A 20,332-nucleotide genomic window follows, 5' to 3' on the forward strand; every position below is an offset into this window, starting at 1 on the left:
ATTATTCTCCGCTCTTCTTCTCAGGCCTTTTCCAGCCCGTTATATTTCTTTGTTTTGCTCTGCCTACGGCTAAAGTGTTGTCGGGCACGTCAGCGGTAACCACTGAGCCAGCGCCTGTTGTAGAGCCATGGCCAATATTCACCGGCGCAACCAATGAACTATTAGAACCAATAAAAGCCTTTTCACCGATAACCGTTGCGTGTTTATTTACACCGTCATAGTTACAAGTAATGGTACCTGCACCAATATTTGCTCCTGCACCGACAATAGCGTCGCCAAGGTAAGTTAAGTGACCGGCTTTCGCGCCTTCACCTAGAGTAGACTTCTTCATTTCTACAAAGTTGCCCACCGCAGCATTTTTCTCTAGTTTCGCACCAGGTCTTAAGCGAGCAAAAGGTCCTGCTTGCGCACCTTCTTGTAATTCTGCACCTTCAACAATGCTATTGGCTTTTATGCGCGCGCCGTCTCCAATTTTACAATCACGTAAAATACAGTTAGGCTCAATCACTACGCCTTCGCCAAGTTCAACCTTACCTTCAAAAACCACATTAACGTCAACCACAACATCATTGGCAATAGAAACTTCACCGCGAACATCCACGCGCGCAGGGTCGATAAGTGTTGCGCCGTCTAGCATCAACTGTTCTGCCAAGCGAGCTTGGTACGCGCGCTCTAACGCCGCAAGTTGTACGCGGTTATTCGCACCTTCTACTTCAGCAGTTGCCTGCGGTTGTGCGCTGGCTATTTCAACACCTTCATTAGCCGCCATAGCCACGATATCTGTAAGGTAGTATTCGCCTTGAACATTGTTATTGTCTAACGCACTCAACCATTTCTTTAATGACTTGCCATTCGCCGCCAAAATACCTGTGTTCACTTCCTGAATACGGTGCTGTTCTGGTGTCGCGTCTTTGTGTTCAACAATACCAGTGACTTTACCCTCGCTATTACGCAAAATTCTTCCGTAACCCGTTGGGTCCTGAAGGTTCACGGTAAGCAGCGCAAGCTCATTTTTTCCTTTTGCTGCCAATAGTGCTTCCAGTGTTTCAACGCGGGTAAGTGGCACATCGCCATAAAGAACGAGTACGTTTTCGTCGTCTGCAATATGCGGTATGGCTTGCTGTACTGCATGGCCCGTACCTAACTGATCTTTTTGCTCTACCCAATTCACCGCATAGTGGCTTAAACGCTGCTGAAGAAGCTCGCCGCCATGACCATAAATAAGCTGAATATTTTCAGCACCTAGCTTTTTCGCGCTATCAATAACATGGGCTACCATTGGCTTTTGCGCTACAGGATGCAAAACCTTAGGTAAATTTGAACGCATTCTGGTGCCTTTACCGGCAGCAAGAATAACTACATTTAGTGCATTCGCCGACATTTTATTTCCTTGTGAGCGAGCCTAATGGCAATTTGTTTTTAAACTCGACTGAACCGCTTATTCTATCAGGGTTTGGCGCCTTCTCAAATGAGCCTTAACTGACTTTTTAACTTTTTGTTTACTTTTTGGTGGCGGATTTATAGGATATCTCGCTTTTTTCAAGCAGGTTCAACAATACGGAATCACTCAATTAAGGAAAACAATGAAAAAATTAGTTTTGTTAGGTACCGCGCTTTTGGCATTGTCGTCATTACCCTCATTCGCGAAAACCTCAAGCAACGAGGTCGCCGAAGCGAAGAAATTCACCGTGAGTGTAGGTTCTTATGCACGTACATTTTCAAACAGCAACACAGACGAGTCATTCGTAGGTTTCGCTGTAAGCGGAATGGGCGTATTTGCAGAGTCAGAAAGGTTTGATTTTGCCGGCCACGCTGTCGCAACTTTTCTTGAAAACGAGAACTTAAGCGCGCTGGAATCAAACGATTTCGAAATGAACGCGTTAATTGGCCAAAACTTAACAGGCTTAGGCTTTAAGTGGTACGCAGGTGCAGGGTTCTTTAACGATAGTTGGGAGTTCTCTGGTGGTTCACTCGACTTTTCAGGCCCACAACTAGCTGGCGGAGTCGGCTACAACACAGAAAAAGTTTCTTTCGATTTATTTATAAACATTCGTTCAGAGTCATCTTACGACGACATACCAAATATAGACTCTGTTGCTAGTGCCATGTTCTCTATTGGATTACGTTTCTAACCTAAAATTTTGAAACGAATACAAAAAACCCGGCCTTATGAGCCGGGTTTTTTCTTTTCATCGCCTTTGCGAACCTGTTTAGTTGCCTTTGCGTTTCTTCAGTTGCTGAAGTACTCGCAACTGTGCAATCGCGCGGGCTAGTTCGGCAGCCGCTTCTGCGTAAGACATATCCGGTGAGGAATCTGCTAACGCTTCGCGTGCTTGCTGCATTGCTTTCTCTGCAGCTTGCTCGTCGAGGTCATCACCACGTACTGCGGTGTCCGACAACACTGTAACTGAATCTGGTTGAACTTCCATAACGCCACCGGCGACATAAAAGAACTCTTCTTCACCTGCTTCAGTCACAATGCGAACCATGCCAGGTTTCAAGGCGGTCAGCAAAGGAATGTGACCAGGCAAAATACCTAGCTCACCTTCGCTACCTGTCACCTGGATAGACTGTACGTCACCGGTAAATAACCGATCTTCCGCACTTACTACATCCAGACGTACTGTTGATACCGCCATTACAAACCTCCCGTTCGATTACATTTTGTTGGCTTTTTCGATCGCTTCGTCGATGGTGCCAACCATGTAAAACGCCTGTTCAGGCATGTGGTCGTATTCGCCGTCTAGGATGCCTTTAAAGCCAGCAATAGTGTCTTTCAAAGATACATATTTACCTGGCGCACCGGTGAATACTTCCGCTACGAAGAACGGCTGAGACAAGAAACGCTGAATCTTACGAGCACGGTCTACAGTGCGCTTATCTTCTTCAGAAAGCTCGTCCATACCCAAGATTGCGATAATGTCTTTCAACTCTTTATAACGCTGAAGTACAGACTGTACGCCACGCGCTACGTCGTAGTGCTCTGAACCGATAACTTGCGGGTCAAGCTGACGTGAAGTTGAATCAAGTGGATCAACCGCTGGGTAAATACCCAAAGACGCGATATCACGAGACAATACAACGGTTGCGTCTAAGTGAGCAAAGGTTGTTGCTGGTGATGGATCGGTCAAGTCATCCGCAGGTACATATACCGCTTGGATAGACGTGATTGAACCTGTCTTAGTAGACGCGATACGCTCCTGAAGTACACCCATCTCTTCAGCAAGTGTAGGCTGATAACCTACCGCTGATGGCATACGGCCTAGAAGTGCTGATACCTCAGTACCGGCTAGCGTATAACGGTAGATGTTATCTACGAAGAATAGAACGTCGCGACCTTCGTCACGGAATTTCTCCGCAATAGTTAGACCAGTAAGTGCAACGCGCAAACGGTTACCCGGTGGCTCGTTCATCTGACCGTAAACCAACGCTACTTTATCAAGTACGTTAGAGTCGTTCATTTCGTGATAGAAGTCGTTACCCTCACGCGTACGCTCACCAACACCTGCGAATACAGAGTAACCGCTGTGCTCGATTGCGATGTTACGGATAAGTTCCATCATGTTTACGGTTTTACCTACACCGGCACCACCGAACAAACCAACTTTACCACCCTTAGTGAATGGGCAAATCAAGTCGATAACTTTGATACCCGTTTCAAGTAGCTCAACTGCGTTTGACTGTTCTTCATACGAAGGCGCTTCACGGTGAATAGACATACGCTCTTCTTCACCGATTTCACCTGCTTCGTCAATTGGCTCACCCAATACGTTCATGATACGGCCGAGAGTTTTTGTCCCGACTGGCACCATGATTGGCTCGCCTGTATTTTCTACGCTTAACTCACGACGCAAACCGTCTGTAGTACCAAGCGCGATAGCACGAACAACACCACCACCTAACTGTTGCTGAACTTCAAGGGTTAGTCCCTTGAGGTCACCTTCAGTGATGCGTAGTGCGTCGTAGATCTTTGGAACGCTGTCTTGTGGAAACTCGATGTCCACAACAGCGCCAATGATTTGGACGACCTTACCTTGACTCATGACTTATCCTCTAAATTGCAAAATCTTTCTGACCTTTGCCCGGTATTAAACCGCACCAGCACCCGAAACAATTTCTGAAATTTCTTGGGTAATGGCAGCCTGACGAGCTTTGTTGTATACCAACTGCAAGTCGTCAATAAGCTCCCCTGCGTTATCGGTTGCGGCTTTCATTGCAACCATTCGCGCTGCTTGCTCACTTGCCAAGTTCTCTACTACACCTTGGTAAACTTGGCTTTCGATAAACCGACGCAACAACACATCTAGAATAGATTTTGCATCCGGCTCATACAGATAGTCCCACGCATGATTGCGATCGACATCTTCTGATTTCGGCAAAGGCAATAACTGGTTAATCACCGGCTCTTGCGTCATTGTATTCACAAAACGGTTATACACGAGAAATAGGCGGTCAATTTTGCCATTCTCGTATTCTTTCAACATGGCACCAACCGTTCCAATTACGTCTTCAACCTTAGGTTTGTCACCTAAGCCTGAAGCTTGAGAAACGATGCTACCTGTTAACCGTTTAAAGAACCCTGACGCTTTACTGCCCACGGCAGCGAAGCTGACATCAACGCCTTTTTCATCCCACTGTTGAACATCACGAACTACTTTTCTGAATTCGTTACTGTTCAAACCGCCACATAAACCGCGGTCGGTAGAAACGATGATGTAACCTACGCGTTTAACCTCGCGCTCTTCCAACCATTCATGGCGGTACTCGAGGTTACCTTGAGCAATATGGCCGATCACTTTCCGAATGGAATCAGCATACGGACGGCTCGTGTCCATCTGTTCCTGCGCCTTTTTCATTTTCGACGCAGCTACCATTTCCATTGCGCTGGTGATCTTTTGAGTATTGTTAATACTCGCGATCTGAGTTTTTATCTCTTTACCAACGGCCATAATTAATCTCCCGCGTTACAACGTTGAAAGGCCGCAACAAAGTTACGGCCAAACTCATTACCAAGCTTGAGTAGACTTAAACTTCTCAATACCTGCTTTGATTTCACCTTCGATGGTGTCGTTGTAATCGCCTGTTTCATTGATTTTCGCCATGAGATCAGCGTGTTCGCTGTTGAAGTAGCTTAATAATGCTTCTTCAAAGTCCTGAATTTTGCTGTTATCAACACCTTTCAGGAAGCCTTTCTCTGCTGCATAGATAGAAACACCCATTTCTGCAACACTCATTGGCGCATATTGGTTCTGCTTCATCAATTCAGTTACACGTTGACCGTGTTCAAGCTGCTCACGTGTTGCTTCGTCTAGGTCAGAAGCGAACTGAGCGAATGCCGCCAATTCACGATACTGAGCTAGTGCAAGACGAATACCGCCGCCCAACTTCTTGATGATTTTAGTTTGTGCAGCACCACCAACACGAGATACCGAGATACCTGCGTTCACAGCTGGGCGAATACCCGCGTTGAACAAGTCAGTTTCCAAGAAAATCTGACCGTCGGTAATTGAAATTACGTTGGTAGGTACGAATGCAGAAACGTCACCTGCTTGCGTTTCAATGATAGGCAATGCAGTTAATGAACCTGTTTTACCTTTCACTTCACCCTTAGTGAACTTCTCAACGTAGTCAGCGTTTACACGAGCAGCACGTTCTAGCAAGCGAGAGTGAAGATAGAAAACGTCACCTGGGAATGCTTCACGTCCTGGTGGACGGCGTAGCAACAATGAAATTTGACGATAAGCAACAGCTTGCTTAGACAAATCATCGTATACGATTAGCGCGTCTTCACCGCGGTCGCGGAAGAACTCACCCATAGTACAACCAGAGTAAGCAGCCAAGTATTGTAGTGCAGCAGACTCAGAAGCCGATGCAGCAACAACGATGGTGTGCTCTAGTGCGCCGTGCTCTTCAAGTTTGCGTACCACGTTAGCGATAGTCGATGCCTTCTGACCGATTGCTACGTACACACACTTAATGCCAGTGCCTTTCTGGTTAATAATTGCGTCAACCGCCATTGCTGTTTTACCAGTCTGACGGTCACCGATGATCAGCTCACGCTGGCCACGGCCGATTGGAATCATCGAGTCAATCGCTTTGTAACCTGTTTGTACAGGCTCGTCTACTGATTGACGTTCGATAACGCCCGGTGCGATTTTTTCAACTGGCTCATAGCCATCAGCGTCGATTGCACCTTTACCGTCGATAGGCATACCAAGCGTGTTTACCACGCGGCCTAACAATGCACGTCCTACAGGTACTTCAAGAATACGACCCGTAGATTTAACTTTTACACCTTCTTGCAGGTCCCCATAAGGACCCATAACTACCGCACCTACAGAGTCACGCTCTAGGTTCAATGCGATAGCATAGCGATTGCCAGGAAGCTCAACCATTTCACCCTGCATACAGTCAGCTAATCCAGTAATACGGATAATGCCGTCTGTTACAGCAGTGATAGTACCTTCGTTGCGAGCTTCGCTAACAACTTCGAACTGGTCTATACGTTTTTTGATCAGTTCTGCAATTTCATTTGAATTCAGTTGCATGCTCTCGTCCCCGATTATGACTGCAGTGTATTGGCAAGCCTTGAAAGCTTGCTGCGTAATGTACTGTCGATGACTAAGTCACCGGCTTTAATTAGCAACCCACCAACTGTGGTTGGGTCGACACTGCAATTGAGCTTAACTTTACGTTCGAGTCGTTTTTCCAATGCTTGAATAAGGCTCTTTTCATGAGCTTTAGTCAATTTCACCGCAGACGTTACATCTACAGTTACTTCTTTGTTGTAATCTGCACGAAGCTCGCCGAATAAACGGGCAACTTCAGGTAACGCATGAATACGATCATTGGATGCCATCATCTTCACAAGATTCTGGCCCTTCTCGTCGAGCTGTTCGCCACACACACCAAGAAAAACTTCTAATGCGTGTTCGCGATTCAAAGCGCCTTTAAGAAAAACCTGCATTTCTTTGTTTTGTTCCACTTCAGAAGCGAACGCCAACATTTCATGCCATTTTTCAATCGCGCCCTGCTCAACAGCAAAGTCAAAAGCTGCTTTAGCATAGGGGCGAGCGACCGTTGTGTATTCGGACATCTGCTCAACCCCCGTGATTACAATTCAGCGACAAGTTTTTCAACAATGTCGCTTTGCTTCTGTGCATCAATCTCGCGCTCGATGATTTTCTCTGCGCCAGCAACTGCCAATACAGCAACTTGCTTACGCAATTCTTCACGAACTCGACTGCGCTCAGCTTCCACTTCTGCATAACCGGAAGCGATAATTTTTTCGCGCTCTGCGTTACCGCGTTGAGTTTCCTCTTCAACTAATGCTGCAGCGCGTTTCTTCGCTTGCTCAATTAGTTCAGCTGCTTGTGTTTTTGCAGCTTTGAGTTCGTCATCGGCTTTCGCACGAGCGTCTTCGAGGTCTTTCTCTGCGCGTTCTGATGCCGCAAGACCGTCAGCAATTTTCTTCTGACGCTCTTCAATGGCGTTAATCAGTGGTGGCCATACGAACTTCATGCAGAAGATCACAAAGACCACGAACGCAATAGACTGACCAATCAGAGTAACGTTGATATTCACAACGGATCTCCTCTATGTTGGTGACCGTCGAGTGAAATTAGCCTAACAAACCTACGAATGGGTTAGCGAATACGAAGAATAGTGCAATACCTACACCGATCATCGCGATAGCATCCGTAAGACCTGCCATGATGAACATTTTAGTTTGAAGCTGAGAAGCTAGTTCTGGCTGACGCGCAGTAGCTTCTAAGAATTTACCGCCCATAAGACCGAAGCCGATAGCAGTACCCACAGCGCCTAAACCAATGATGATGGCAACAGCTAAGATTGTGTAAGAAACGACTAGTTCCATTGATATCTCCAGTTTTTCAGATAGTTAAAGTTAAAAATTAAAGTTAAAACAATTAAAACGCTTTACTAGAGGAGCAGGGTTAACCCCACTCCAAATTACTAATGTTTTTCACTCGCCATACTTAGGTATACCACTGTAAGCATCATGAAGATGAACGCTTGCAGTACGATAACCAAGATATGGAAAACAGCCCACGCGAAGTGCATTGGCAACTGCGCCAAACCTACCATCGCGATTAGAATGAAAATAAGCTCACCCGCATAAAGGTTACCAAACAAACGTAGTGACAAGCTTAATGGCTTCGCCAATAACGTTACGGTTTCAAGAACCAAGTTGAACGGGATCATCGACCAGTGATTAAACGGGTTCATAGTCAGTTCTTTTACAAAACCGCCCAACCCTTTATGTTTCACTGAGTAGAAAATAATTAGAACGAATACACCCAACGCTAACGCCAAAGTGGTGTTCAAGTCTGTTGTTGGAGCAGCTTTCATGTAGCTCCAAGGGTGCATCATGATAGTTTCGATAAACCCATAACCACCAAGAATAGATACTGCTGCCGCTTCTAGTTCTGCACCAGAAAGGCCAGCAAGTTGAGCTGCGTATTGCTCTTTGCCTGCCATGTACTCATACAACGCAGTAGGGTTTAAGTAGTAACCCAACGTACCCGCAAGTACAGGAACCCAGTCTACTGGAATCAGTTTCATCAGGTTCATAAGGAATACCCAGACAAAAATAGTCAGGGCAAGCGGGGCAATAACTTTGCTTTTCGCATGGAACGACTCTTTAACCGTTGTAGCAATAAACTCTACAACCATTTCGACAAAGCACTGAAGCTTGCCAGGCACGCCAACTGTCGCTCTACGACCTACGCGTGCAAAGAGCCAAATAAATAAAGCACCGAGTACAATACCAATACCCAACGAATCGACATGGAATGTCCAGAAGCCTTCACCGGCACTCGCGTTCGTTAAGTGGTGGTTGATGTAGTCAGTAGGATTCATCTTTCCTTCTGCAGCCATGTTTCACAACCCAAGTTAGTTAATTTTAAGATTTAAAAACGGTGTAATCCATTGCAGTACTGTTATGGCTATAAACACGGCAAATAAAGGAAACCACGGGCCGTTTAATATAACAAAAGCAATAACGAACAGTACTATGGTGAAAAGCATCTTCAGCATTTCACCTAAATAAAAACTCTGCACCACTTGTGATGCTGCGCGCGCTCCGCCAAAACGAAACATGTAATGCGCGAAAATCATGTTGGGGATAAGGCCAATACAAGCACCAGCAAATGCGGTTTTCGCACCTTCAATCCCGAATATTAGTCCCATCAGAGCTACCAAAATAGCAGCTGCTATGGCTTGTACCAGTAACACCGTTCTAGCTATACGGCGACCCTTCTGATTCAGCATATTATTATTTTGAACTGTCATTGCTGAAACCTAGTTATGGGTTTGCGATACACGTACTAAAAACTGCGCCGATTATAAAGTTTTAGCGCCAAAATGCAACCTAAGTCGCGTCGAAATAGCCCTTGCACAGACTGGCTTTCACAGATTGATTAAAAAACAATTAACAAAACCAATACATTAAAGTCGAATTTCGAAAAACTAGCTGTACTTTAAGACATACCTTATGAAAGGTGTTCAAGAATCCCGTCAAGTTCATCAAGACTATTGTACGAGATCACCATTTTGCCTTTCCCTTTCCGATTGTGACTTATACTTACTTTCGCACCAATCCGATCAGCTAGGTCACGCTCTAATTTTTGTACATCAGCGTCTGGTTTTTGAGGTTCTTTCTTAGAGGTAGGGTTTAACGCGGTGTTGACTAATTTTTCAGACTCACGAACCGTTAAGCCTTTCGCTACAATAACTCGCGCTAATTCGCTTTGCTGTTCGCCCTCAACGGCCAACAACACTTTTGCATGGCCAAGCTCAATGTCGCCACGTTCTAAATGAGTTCGAACATCGTCGTTTAGTTGCAGTACACGAAGTAAATTGGTCACTGTAGTTCGTGACTTACCCACTGCTTCTGCAACAGCTTGGTGGGTCATATCAAATTCTTCAATAAGGCGTTGAAGTGCGAAAGCCTCTTCCAGCGCATTTAAGTCCTCTCGCTGAATATTCTCGATAAGCGCTATAGCTACAGCAGCTTCGTCGGGTACGTCTTTTACTAAGCAAGGTACAACGTCTAAACGCGCAAGTTGAGATGCTCTCCAACGACGCTCACCGGCAATAATTTCGTATTGATCGTTACCAACTGGGCGAACCACGATAGGCTGAATAATACCTTGCGCTTTAATAGAGCTTGCTAACTCTTCTAACGCTTCAGGCGACATATCTTTACGAGGCTGATAACGACCAGGACGTAAAAATTCTACCGGTAGCTTTCGTAATTCGCCTTTTTCGCTAACCACAGATTCATTCGACTGTTCTTGCTCATGACGAGCGGCTGCGTTAGCACTGGTCGTAAGTAACGCGTCGAGTCCTCTTCCTAAGCCACGTTTTTTAGTCGTCATTTTTTATCCTCAAGAAGCTTTTTGTGTGGTTTCGTCTCGGCGAATCACTTCACCTGCGAGCGCAAGATAAGCGCGACTACCTGTCGAACCTTTGTCGTAATACATGGCCGGTGCACCGAAACTAGGTGCTTCAGCTAAGCGCACATTGCGTGGAATAACCGTGCGGTAAACTTTATCTCCGAAGTGATTCTTCAGCTGTTCTGAAACGTCGTTTGCCAAACGATTACGCGGGTCGTACATGGTTCTTAGCAACCCTTCAATCTGTAAATTAGGATTCACTACCGCAGCAAGTTGGTCGATGGTGTCCAGAAGTGCAGTTAAACCTTCGAGTGCGTAATACTCGCACTGCATCGGAACCATTATAGAGTCTGCCGCAGCCATAGCGTTCACGGTAAGCAAGTTAAGCGAAGGAGGGCAGTCAATAAATATATAATCGTAGTGGTCACGAACAGGCTCTAACGCTCTGCGAAGCTTGGTTTCACGAGCAAATACGTCCATTAACTTTATTTCGGCAGCGGTAGCGTCGCTATTGGCCGCGATGAGATCATATTTACCGCTAGTTTCTGAAACCACAACGTCTTTTAAAGGTTCGTCTTCAACTAGAAGGTTAAAAATCGTTTTTTCGACTTCATACTTGTCAACGCCACTGCCCATAGTTGCGTTGCCTTGTGGGTCTAGGTCTATCAGTAAAACTTTGCGACGAGTTGCTGCCATAGACGCAGCAAGATTCACCGCGGTCGTTGTTTTTCCAACGCCGCCTTTTTGATTAGCAATCGCGATGACTTTTCCCACAATCGAATACCTTTTACAGGACTTATAATTATTCTGAATTTGCTGGCGAGATAACTACTACATGCCTTGCAGCGTCTAATTGAGGTACTGCAATAGGGTAGGTTTCCCGAACTTTAAAAGGTGCTTTAACTTGCTCAAACTCTGCTTCGTCGAGCTGGCCTTTCAATGCCACAAACACGCCTTTGTCTGACAGCAAATGATGACACCAGCCGAGCATGTCTGCAAGTGATGCGAATGCGCGACTGACGATACTGTCGAAGCCGCCTTCAAAAGCATAGTCTTCAACGCGTGATTGTACCGCAGTTACATTGTTTAATTTCAGTAAATGTACCACTTGGCGGATAAAAGAAATTCTTTTGCCTAAGCTGTCGAGCAGTACAAATTCTTTTTCGGGGTTCAAAATAGCAAGCGGCAAACCAGGTAAGCCAGGACCAGTGCCAACGTCGATAACCTTATCACCGTGTAAATGAGGGCTAACCGCAATACTGTCTAGAATATGGCGAACCAACATGTCTTCAGGGTTGCGCACCGAAGTTAAGTTGTAGGCGTTATTCCATTTGTGTAGTTGTTCCAGCAAAACCACAAGCTGTTGTTGCTGTTCTTTGGTTACCGACAAATATTTCAGTTCTTCGGCGCGTAATGCTTCAGACAATTGTTGTTCAATCACTTGCTTTGGAAAGGGAGTCGATTTACGCATTAGGCGAGTTTCTTCTCCGTTTTACGCAACAAACCCTGCTTCTTAAGATGCACAAGTAACATGGAAATAGCCGCCGGCGTTATGCCAGAGATACGCATAGCTTGCCCAATAGTTTCAGGCTGATGCGACGCTAGCTTGGCAACAACTTCATTCGACAATCCAGAAATAGAACCGTAGTCGAAGTTTGCTGGTAGTTTGGTGTTTTCGTGACGAATTGTTTTTGCAATTTCATCAACCTGACGTGAAATATAGCCCGCATATTTAATTTGAACTTCAACTTGTTCTGCAGCCTGAGGGTCAGACTCAACCAAGCCAGGACCGATACCTTCAACCGACATAAGATCGTTGTATTTCATCTCAGGTCTGCGAATAAGTTCTTCTAAATTAGCTTCTTTAGAAATAGGGCTTTTCAACATGGTGTTTAACGACTCTACCGCCGCATGGTCTTTATGCACCCAAGTAGAACGCAAACGTTGTTTTTCTTGCTCAATATTTTCCATTTTTGCTTCGAAACGAGCAAAACGTTCGTCGTCAACTAAGCCTAGCTCACGACCTTTTGCAGTTAAACGTATATCTGCGTTGTCTTCGCGTAGTAGTAACCTGTATTCAGCACGCGAGGTAAACATACGGTAGGGTTCTTTGGTGCCTAATGTTGCTAAGTCGTCTATGAGCACACCTGTGTAGGCCTCATCACGGCGAGGTGTCCAAGACTCTTTACCTTGAACTGCCAATGCTGCATTCATACCCGCGACTAAGCCTTGTGCACCAGCTTCTTCGTAACCGGTTGTACCGTTAATTTGACCTGCAAAATATAACCCCTCAATAAACTTAGACTCTAGCGACTGTTTTAAGTCTCTAGGATCAAAGAAGTCATATTCAATGGCGTAGCCCGGGCGCGTAATATGCGCGTTTTCGAAACCGCGAATAGAATGCACAAGTTCGACTTGCACGTCGTACGGCAAACTCGTGGAAATACCATTTGGGTAAAGTTCTTGGGTATTTAGTCCTTCGGGTTCAACAAAAATTTGATGCGAATTTTTGTCTGCAAAACGCATAACTTTGTCTTCGATAGACGGACAATAGCGCGGGCCCACACCCTCAATTACGCCAGAGTACATAGGCGATCGGTCTAAGCCACTGCGAATTACGTCATGGGTTTGATCGTTAGTATGGGTAATAAAACAACTAATTTGCTGCGGATGATCTTCAGATTTACCCATGTAAGAAAAAATTGGTGTTGGGAAATCACCGGGTTGTTCCTGCATTACGCTAAAATCAACAGACTTAGCATCAATTCTTGGCGGTGTACCTGTTTTAAGACGATCAACACGTAGAGGTAATGCACGCAGACGTTCTGCCAACGCAATCGCGGGCGGATCACCAGCGCGGCCGCCTTTGTATTGAGAAAGTCCAATGTGAATTTGACCACCCAAGAATGTTCCAACGGTAAGCACCACGCGTGAAGCAAGGAATTTCAGCCCCATTTGCGTAACAACGCCTTCAACACGAGGGCCTTGGCCTGTTTCTGAAACGATTAAGTCGTCGCAAGACTGTTGGAATATTTTAAGATTCGGTTGGCTTTCAAGAGCTTGGCGAATGTAATTGCGATACAGCGCTCGGTCTGCTTGAGCACGCGTAGCTCTTACTGCAGGTCCTTTTGACGCATTTAAGGTTCTGAATTGAATACCCGCATGGTCAGCACCGCGCGCCATAATTCCGCCTAGAGCGTCGATTTCTTTAACCAAATGACCTTTACCTATACCGCCAATAGCAGGGTTGCAGCTCATTTGGCCTAAAGTGTCGATGTTATGCGTAAGCAGTAGCGTGCTTTGCCCCATACGCGCAGCAGCAAGTGCAGCTTCAGTGCCTGCATGGCCTCCGCCGATCACAATTACATCAAAACGCATATCTGAACTCATAACTTACCTTTCAACACTTTTTAAAACTTGCATGAACTCTTGTGCAGCTGAATAGAACAAAGAGCTCGTAGATTTTTGCTTAAAGACTTATCAATCACTTACCAAATGTTCCGTAAAGAGAGCTTCAAGCTAGCCGAATATTATAACTCGGATCGGGGTTGGGAATAAATGATCAATCTATCGGTTATTTCTGAAATGCTAATTTCGGTTTCTAAGCGATGGTAGTAAAAATATATATATATTTATTTATAAAAGATTATTACTACTATTATTAGCTTCGCTATTTTCTGTGGGAAACCCAAATTTTTCTATATAAATAAGTTAGTTAAAGACTAAGTTTGGTTGTGATCAACTCGCTATGATCAGTATGAATATCCAGTAGGAAAAATCGAGGCTTTTCCACAATTGAAGTTATCCCCAAATTTATACCTCGATCAGATCACATTTAAGATCATAGTTTATCCACACGATCTTATTTCGGTAGATATGAACGTGAATTATATGTGGATAAGATCGTTCTAATTGGTCGATAATCTTATTTATCTGGATTTTAACTGTGGAAAAGATCTATTCACGACTACGCTATTTTATCGATCCACTGAGCTAACCACTGTATCGCGGAAGTTTCAGGTTCTAGGTCGAACATCATGTCTATTTCTAAAACATCATGTATAGGCACACCGCCGAGACTTTGAACAAGTGCGTCTGTGTCTCGGCCAGCTTGGCAAAATGTATCGTAGCTCGAGTCACCAATAGCGATAATGGCAAACTTAATATTGGAGAGATCAGGCTTTTCTTGGTTCAGTTGTTCCATAAAACCCTCAATACTTTCTGCATATTCACCTGCACCATGAGTTGCAACACAGAATAACCAAATGCCTTGTTTAGTCACTTCCGGTAAATTCGGAGCGTCGTGAAACGTGGTGGTGAAACCTTTTTGTTGAATCTCAGTTTCAAGTTCTGAAGCCAAAAACTCTGTGTTTCCTGCCGTCGTGCCAACCAATATTTCAATATGTTCTGCCATATAGTACTCCGTTTCCTATTTTTAATAGGTGAAAGTTCTTTAGCGCTATTTTAGCAAACTTAGCGCGACAAAAAGAGTTGAAATGGTTGAGATCACTTTACGCGGTGCGTATCATTTGCACTCTTTTCTATTTGGTTCCTTGCCTAATTAAGGTCATTAACGCCAAATAAACTATGTTTTTTAGCATGTATTGAGTGAAAGTACTGTGAAATAGTTAAAAATTCAGTTTTTTTACTCTACCTAATCTTATTGAAGTGGCGAAAGGCTGATTATTTCTAGTTTTTAGCTACATTTAACACTTGGTTATTTTGCAATCACTTGCTCAAAGTACCGTATCAAACGACACAAACACTTGGAAAACCGTTATGAAAAGTAATTGGAAAAAGGAATGGTTTGGCACCATTCGCGCAGACGTTCTTGCTGGAATGGTTGTTGCGTTAGCGCTCATTCCAGAAGCAATCGCGTTCTCTATTATTGCAGGCGTCGACCCGAAAGTGGGTTTATATGCGTCTTTTTGTATTTGTGTCGTTATGGCGTTTATTGGTGGTCGTCCTGGGCAAATATCGGCGGCTACTGGTGCAATGGCCTTGTTAATGGTTACCTTGGTGAAAGAGCATGGACTTGAATATCTATTAGCAGCAACCATTTTAACCGGTGTTATTCAGCTTATATTTGGCCTTCTTAAGCTGGGTAGCCTTATGCGTTTTGTGTCACGCTCTGTGGTTACTGGGTTTGTGAATGCCTTAGCAATACTTATTTTTATGGCGCAATTGCCAGAGCTTATTAACGTAACCTGGCATGTATATGCCCTAACTGCCGCAGGTTTGGCGATTATTTATGGTTTACCTAGAATCACTAAGATAGTGCCTTCACCGCTAGTAACCATAGTTTTACTTACTGCGGTAACTATCTACTTTGGTATCGACGTGCGTACTGTAGGTGACATGGGCGAACTCCCAGACAGCTTACCGGTATTCTTCTTACCGAATATTCCGCTTAACCTCGAAACGTTAGAGATTATTCTACCTTACGCATTCCCACTGGCGATTGTGGGTTTACTTGAGTCGATGATGACGCAAACCATCGTTGATGACTTAACAGACACCAAGTCCGACAGAAATAAAGAATGTCGTGGCCAAGGTATTGCTAATATTGGTGCGGGTTTAATGGGCGGCATGGCTGGTTGTGCAATGATCGGGCAATCCGTTATTAACGTGAAGTCGGGTGGTCGCGGTCGCCTCTCAATGTTAGTTGCCGGTGTCGGCCTCATTATCTTGGTTGTGTTTTTAAGTGACTGGGTGCGTCAAATACCGATGGCTGCGTTAGTAGCAGTCATGATTATGGTGTCGATTGGTACGTTTAGCTGGCAGTCGATTAAAGACCTAAAGAAGCACCCTATGAGTACCAATGTGGTGATGATAGCCACAGTGGTTATTGTGGTATGGACGCATAATCTAGCGTTAGGTGTGTTTATTGGTGTGCTACTGGCGGCGCTTTTCTTCGCGGCTAAAGTGGGTAATTACATGCATATTTCTTCAACGCTTTCTAAAGACGGAGAACATCGGGAATATCAGGTTATTGGTCAGGTATTCTTTAGTTCCTCTGAGAAGTTCGCGGAATCTTTTGATTTTGGAGAAGCGCTTGCTAAAGTGACCATTGATTTAGACCGAGCACACTTCTGGGACATTACGTCTGTAGCTGCGTTAGACAAAGTCGTACTGAAGTTTCGCCGTGAAGGTACGGAAGTTGAAGTTAAAGGCATGAACAAAGCAACAGCTACCGTAGTCGACAAATTCGGTGTTGCAGATAAGCCAGATGCTATTGACAAGCTTATGGACCATTAAGGAGATTGAACATGACTACACATACTGTTGCATGTATTGACGGTTCATCATTAAGTGATGTGGTTTCCGACTATGCGGCTTGGTCTGCAAAGCGATTAAACAATTCATTAGTGCTGCTTAACGTGTTAGACGACCCTCGCGGAGTCGACGAGTCTGACTTTAGCGGCAACATTGGTATGGACGAGCGCCAGCGGTTACTCTCTGAATTGGCAGAACTTGAAGAAAAGCGAGCTAAGCTGTCGCGCCAACAAGGACATACCTTTTTAGAAGCCGCAAAAACCCATGTGGAAAAAACAATTGCCGAGCCACTACTGCGCCAGCGCCATGGTGATCTAGTAGATGCTTTATTAGAAATTGAAGATGAAATCAGATTGTTAGTCATTGGCAAACAAGGCAAACGTGGTAATGGCGTAGGTCAGAAAATTGGTCACCAAGTAGAGCGCGTTATTCGTGCGATGACCAAACCGGTGTGGGTAGTGAGTGGTGAGTTTAAAGCGCCTGAAAAAATCATGATTGCATACGACCACAGTGCTACAGCCAAGAAAGCCGTAGATATGGTTGCAGGAAGCCCGTTATTCCGCGAATTACCCGTAGACTTGGTTATGGTGGATAATGACTCTATTGAACATCAGTCACAAGTTAACGAAGCCGCGGAAAAGCTAAAAAGTGAAGGTTTCTCAGTAACCACGCACATCATTCAAGGAGAAGTAGAGTCGGCAATTAATAGCTTCGCCGAAACTAATCAAATTGATGCCATTATTATGGGTGCCTATGGTCATTCGAGAATTCGTGAATTCCTAGTAGGAAGCCATACCAATGCTCTTATTGGTAGCGCTAAGGTTCCTCTACTATTGCTGCGGTAAAGTGATTAGCCATGGAGTATTGGCTCGACAAACTTGCTTGGATTGAACCCTGGTTGCCCTGGATAGTGAGCATAAGTGTGCTCATTATCCTGCTGTCACTTGTGTTGGTTCCAATGCTTGTCATAAAAATGCCCACTGACTATTTTGTTGAAAAGAGTCGGCCAAGGCATTGGACCTTATCGCGCAGGCTTTTGTACCTCATTAGAAACTTATTCGCACTTATATTGCTATGTGCAGGCATACTTATGCTCGTGTTGCCTGGGCAAGGGCTACTCACTATTTTACTCGCAGTAGTTATTTCTGACGTACCTGGGAAGTTCTACGTGGAACGTTGGCTAGTTTCCCACAAAAGTGTAATGCGGGCGTTAAATTGGATACGTAGGCGTTACAACAGGCCTGAACTAATTAGTCCGCTATAGGCTCTTCGATAAATTTCAAAGATACAGCCTGTCCTGTTGAATTCATGCCGCTCACAAACCAGTGTTTATTGATTGGGTTCTGAGTAACACGTCCTTTCAATTCGTATGTTTCTCCGTTGTCGAATTCAACCTCTAACGTGCATGGGTGGTTGGCTTCCTTTTTAAAATGAAACACCTCAACCCGAATGGGCTGAGGTGTCTTTTCTGCACGTCTTCTTTTGTGCCAACTTAGTTGGCGTATTTCAAAGGGCATGTTTAGTCTTTTGCTGCGTTGTCCACAAACAGGGCAATAGCGCCGTCGCCCGTTACGTTACACGCCGTACCGAAGCTGTCTTGCGCCATGTAAAGCGCAATCATGAGTGCTATGGCGCTGTCGCCAAAACCGAGCATAGAGCCCAATAAGCCCACTGCTGACATTACTGCACCACCTGGAACACCCGGTGCAGCAAGCATGACTAAACCAAGCATAAAAATGAACGGAAGCATGGTAAGTAATGAAGGTACTTCTAAACTGCCATGTAAAACCATTACCGCAACAGCACAACTGACGATGGTAATGGTTGAGCCTGCTAAGTGCGTAGTTGCACAAAGTGGAACGGTAAAGTTGGCCACTTCATCTTTAACTTTATTGTTTTTCACTGCTTGTAGCGTTACTGGAATAGTTGCCGCACTCGACATTGTTCCTAGCGCCGTGAAGTATGCAGGAAGCATATTTTTAATGAGAAACAATGGTGATTTACCCGCCTTAGCACCTGCCATAAGAAACATCACGGTAAGGTAAACCCAGTGCAGTACTACGGCTAACACAAGAATAATGCCGAAGGTTTTTAGTGTTTCAAATACAGTGCCACTAGAGGCCATCTCAGCGAATACGCCGGCAATATAAACCGGTAGTAGTGGAATAATGATTTTCACGAGCACACGTTCAATAATGCCGCGGCCCTCGTCGCTAATGGTATGAAGCTGATTAGCGTTGGTTGCGTTAATACCCAGACCAAGAATAAATGCTAAAACCAAAGCGGTCATGACGCCAAATACCGGTGTAACGTCGATAGTAATTAACGGCTCTAAAGCTTGCGCTGCTGCTTGGGTAAGTTCGCGACTTTCGTTGGCCAACATAGGCACCACAAAAGAGGCCACAAGAAATGCCCCTACACCGGCAATAATGGTTGAAAGGTAAGCTATGCCTAACGTTCTACCTAATAATCTGCCAGAGTTTTTCGGCAGTCCAGCAATACCACTGGTAATAAAGAATAGAATAAGTAGTGGAATAATGAAGAATAGCAATTCGCCGAAAAGCGACTTGAAGGTAATTAAAATGCGCGTAAGCACGTCTGGTGCAAACAAACCAATAAGTGTACCGGCAACAATACCGATCACGAGTTTAATGATTAACCCCATAATGAATTCTCGTTGTTGTTAGGAGAGTGGCAGAAGCATAACACGGGTTATGCGTGTGTCGCATCCGACCTGATAAGGCTTTCAGCAATAAATCGATTACCAGCATTCTCGCCTTGCCGATACCCCATATCTAATGCAGAAAGCTCCATAGTAAAGCGCGATACCGGGAAGTTAGACGGCGGCGCAATAATGTTGATGTCGCAGTCTTTGGGTGGGTTAGCAATAAATTCGAGTGCCTCATTGTATTGAGTGCCTCTACGCACAACGGCTTCAAACAAAGCTGGGTGGTCTTTGAATAAGGGTTTAAGTAAGCCGGGAAAACGGTCAGAGTTTTTCTTAAAACCAAGCGGTTGCGACAATATCACCGTAATTTGTTTAGCTCCCTGTTCGTACGCATGGACCACCGGAATAGAATCGGCAAGTCCGCCGTCAGTCATAGGTTCTTCTTCAATAGGTGGAAACTCCCGGAAAACTACCGGCATAGCGCAAGACGCTGGGAAAAGATCAACAAGGTTGTCTTTGTTGGCCGTGAAATAACAAGCTTCACCGGTTTTAACACTGGTGGTGACTACTGTAAGTGGAATTTTACGCTTCATAAAAGCGTCGATGTCGAGTGGAAGCTCGTCTAACGAACTATGCCAAAGCCAACTTACGTCACAAAAGTGTCCGCCTCTTAAATAGCGGCGAATGTTCATGAATTCGTCGCGGCGAGCATATTCGGTAATTATTTTATAGCTACGCTGATAATTCCCGGCCAAATAACCAATAGAGTTGGTTGAACCTGCTGAAACACCAACGACAGCGTCAAACGGGTAAAAGTCTTGCTCTATAAAAGCGTCTAACACGCCAGCAGCAAAAATACCTCGCATAGCACCACCTTCAACCACTAAGGTATGCTTACGGTCGCTGTCTACGGGTTCGTCGGTAGTTTCAATGAGTGGCTCAGCCATGTGACTCCTTGTCTTTTAGAAGC

Annotated in this window: 21 protein-coding genes; 3 read left to right on the forward strand and 18 right to left on the reverse strand. The window is 44.9% G+C overall.

Annotation, left to right across the window (positions count from 1 at the left end):
• Window position 1: 1 nt before the first annotated feature.
• Window positions 2-1,381 (reverse strand): bifunctional UDP-N-acetylglucosamine diphosphorylase/glucosamine-1-phosphate N-acetyltransferase GlmU, encoded by a 1,380-nt coding sequence (gene glmU, locus EYQ95_RS07860; protein WP_111915588.1) that lies wholly within the window; start codon window positions 1,379-1,381, stop codon window positions 2-4.
• A 202-nt stretch (window positions 1,382-1,583) separates the two neighbouring features.
• Here glmU and EYQ95_RS07865 point away from each other — a divergent pair, with 202 nt between their 5' ends.
• Window positions 1,584-2,132, forward strand: a complete 549-nt coding sequence (locus EYQ95_RS07865; protein ID WP_111915587.1) for a hypothetical protein — start codon at window positions 1,584-1,586, stop codon at window positions 2,130-2,132.
• Between the two features lie 78 nt (window positions 2,133-2,210).
• On the opposite strand, the gene EYQ95_RS07870 is transcribed toward EYQ95_RS07865, so the two are convergent.
• The 14 genes from EYQ95_RS07870 to EYQ95_RS07935 form a co-directional block, all read right to left on the reverse strand.
• Window positions 2,211-2,639, reverse strand: coding sequence for a F0F1 ATP synthase subunit epsilon (locus EYQ95_RS07870; protein WP_111915586.1), 429 nt, complete (start codon window positions 2,637-2,639; stop codon window positions 2,211-2,213).
• 18 nt (window positions 2,640-2,657) lie between these two features.
• Window positions 2,658-4,043 carry a F0F1 ATP synthase subunit beta gene (gene atpD / locus EYQ95_RS07875; protein ID WP_111915585.1) on the reverse strand — a complete coding sequence of 462 codons (1,386 nt, stop codon included), beginning with the start codon at window positions 4,041-4,043 and terminating at the stop codon, window positions 2,658-2,660.
• Window positions 4,044-4,088: 45 nt separating this feature from the next.
• Window positions 4,089-4,949: a F0F1 ATP synthase subunit gamma gene (gene atpG / locus EYQ95_RS07880; protein ID WP_111915584.1), complete on the reverse strand. Its 861-nt coding sequence runs from the start codon at window positions 4,947-4,949 to the stop codon at window positions 4,089-4,091.
• A 57-nt stretch (window positions 4,950-5,006) separates the two neighbouring features.
• Window positions 5,007-6,548, reverse strand: a complete 1,542-nt coding sequence (atpA, locus tag EYQ95_RS07885; protein WP_111915583.1) for a F0F1 ATP synthase subunit alpha — start codon at window positions 6,546-6,548, stop codon at window positions 5,007-5,009.
• Between the two features lie 14 nt (window positions 6,549-6,562).
• Window positions 6,563-7,096, reverse strand: coding sequence for a F0F1 ATP synthase subunit delta (gene atpH, locus EYQ95_RS07890; RefSeq protein WP_111915582.1), 534 nt, complete (start codon window positions 7,094-7,096; stop codon window positions 6,563-6,565).
• Window positions 7,097-7,113: 17 nt separating this feature from the next.
• Complete coding sequence (gene atpF, locus EYQ95_RS07895) at window positions 7,114-7,584, reverse strand: F0F1 ATP synthase subunit B (RefSeq protein WP_111915581.1); 471 nt, start codon at window positions 7,582-7,584, stop codon at window positions 7,114-7,116.
• Between the two features lie 37 nt (window positions 7,585-7,621).
• Window positions 7,622-7,876, reverse strand: coding sequence for a F0F1 ATP synthase subunit C (gene atpE, locus EYQ95_RS07900; protein ID WP_111915580.1), 255 nt, complete (start codon window positions 7,874-7,876; stop codon window positions 7,622-7,624).
• A gap of 98 nt (window positions 7,877-7,974) precedes the next feature.
• Window positions 7,975-8,898, reverse strand: a complete 924-nt coding sequence (atpB, locus tag EYQ95_RS07905; protein ID WP_111915579.1) for a F0F1 ATP synthase subunit A — start codon at window positions 8,896-8,898, stop codon at window positions 7,975-7,977.
• Window positions 8,899-8,913: 15 nt separating this feature from the next.
• A complete protein-coding gene (locus tag EYQ95_RS07910) occupies window positions 8,914-9,312 on the reverse strand; it encodes an ATP synthase subunit I (RefSeq protein WP_207801097.1) in 399 nt (132 codons plus the stop codon).
• A 200-nt stretch (window positions 9,313-9,512) separates the two neighbouring features.
• Window positions 9,513-10,400, reverse strand: a complete 888-nt coding sequence (locus EYQ95_RS07915) for a ParB/RepB/Spo0J family partition protein (RefSeq protein WP_111915578.1) — start codon at window positions 10,398-10,400, stop codon at window positions 9,513-9,515.
• A gap of 9 nt (window positions 10,401-10,409) precedes the next feature.
• Entirely contained in the window at window positions 10,410-11,192 is a 783-nt protein-coding gene (locus tag EYQ95_RS07920) for a ParA family protein (RefSeq protein WP_111915577.1), read from the reverse strand.
• A 28-nt stretch (window positions 11,193-11,220) separates the two neighbouring features.
• Complete coding sequence (rsmG, locus tag EYQ95_RS07925; protein ID WP_111915576.1) at window positions 11,221-11,889, reverse strand: 16S rRNA (guanine(527)-N(7))-methyltransferase RsmG; 669 nt, start codon at window positions 11,887-11,889, stop codon at window positions 11,221-11,223.
• Window positions 11,889-13,808, reverse strand: a complete 1,920-nt coding sequence (mnmG, locus tag EYQ95_RS07930; protein ID WP_111915575.1) for a tRNA uridine-5-carboxymethylaminomethyl(34) synthesis enzyme MnmG — start codon at window positions 13,806-13,808, stop codon at window positions 11,889-11,891. The genes rsmG and mnmG overlap by 1 nt, the downstream gene beginning before the upstream one ends.
• Before the next feature lie 577 nt (window positions 13,809-14,385).
• Window positions 14,386-14,832, reverse strand: coding sequence for a flavodoxin domain-containing protein (locus EYQ95_RS07935; protein WP_111915574.1), 447 nt, complete (start codon window positions 14,830-14,832; stop codon window positions 14,386-14,388).
• Between the two features lie 365 nt (window positions 14,833-15,197).
• Here EYQ95_RS07935 and EYQ95_RS07940 point away from each other — a divergent pair, with 365 nt between their 5' ends.
• Both EYQ95_RS07940 and EYQ95_RS07945 read left to right on the forward strand, forming a co-directional pair.
• Window positions 15,198-16,676 (forward strand): SulP family inorganic anion transporter, encoded by a 1,479-nt coding sequence (locus tag EYQ95_RS07940; protein ID WP_111915573.1) that lies wholly within the window; start codon window positions 15,198-15,200, stop codon window positions 16,674-16,676.
• A gap of 11 nt (window positions 16,677-16,687) precedes the next feature.
• A complete protein-coding gene (locus EYQ95_RS07945) occupies window positions 16,688-17,539 on the forward strand; it encodes a universal stress protein (protein WP_111915572.1) in 852 nt (283 codons plus the stop codon).
• Window positions 17,540-17,944: 405 nt separating this feature from the next.
• On the opposite strand, the gene EYQ95_RS07955 is transcribed toward EYQ95_RS07945, so the two are convergent.
• From EYQ95_RS07955 to EYQ95_RS07965, 3 genes are read right to left on the reverse strand one after another with little or no spacing between them, the layout of a single operon-like run.
• Window positions 17,945-18,211 carry a hypothetical protein gene (locus EYQ95_RS07955; protein WP_111915570.1) on the reverse strand — a complete coding sequence of 89 codons (267 nt, stop codon included), beginning with the start codon at window positions 18,209-18,211 and terminating at the stop codon, window positions 17,945-17,947.
• A gap of 2 nt (window positions 18,212-18,213) precedes the next feature.
• Window positions 18,214-19,359: a dicarboxylate/amino acid:cation symporter gene (locus EYQ95_RS07960; RefSeq protein WP_111915569.1), complete on the reverse strand. Its 1,146-nt coding sequence runs from the start codon at window positions 19,357-19,359 to the stop codon at window positions 18,214-18,216.
• 47 nt (window positions 19,360-19,406) lie between these two features.
• Window positions 19,407-20,309 carry a patatin family protein gene (locus EYQ95_RS07965; RefSeq protein ID WP_111915568.1) on the reverse strand — a complete coding sequence of 301 codons (903 nt, stop codon included), beginning with the start codon at window positions 20,307-20,309 and terminating at the stop codon, window positions 19,407-19,409.
• Window positions 20,310-20,332: the final 23 nt, after the last annotated feature.

The organism is Lysobacter sp. N42, from assembly GCF_004344885.1.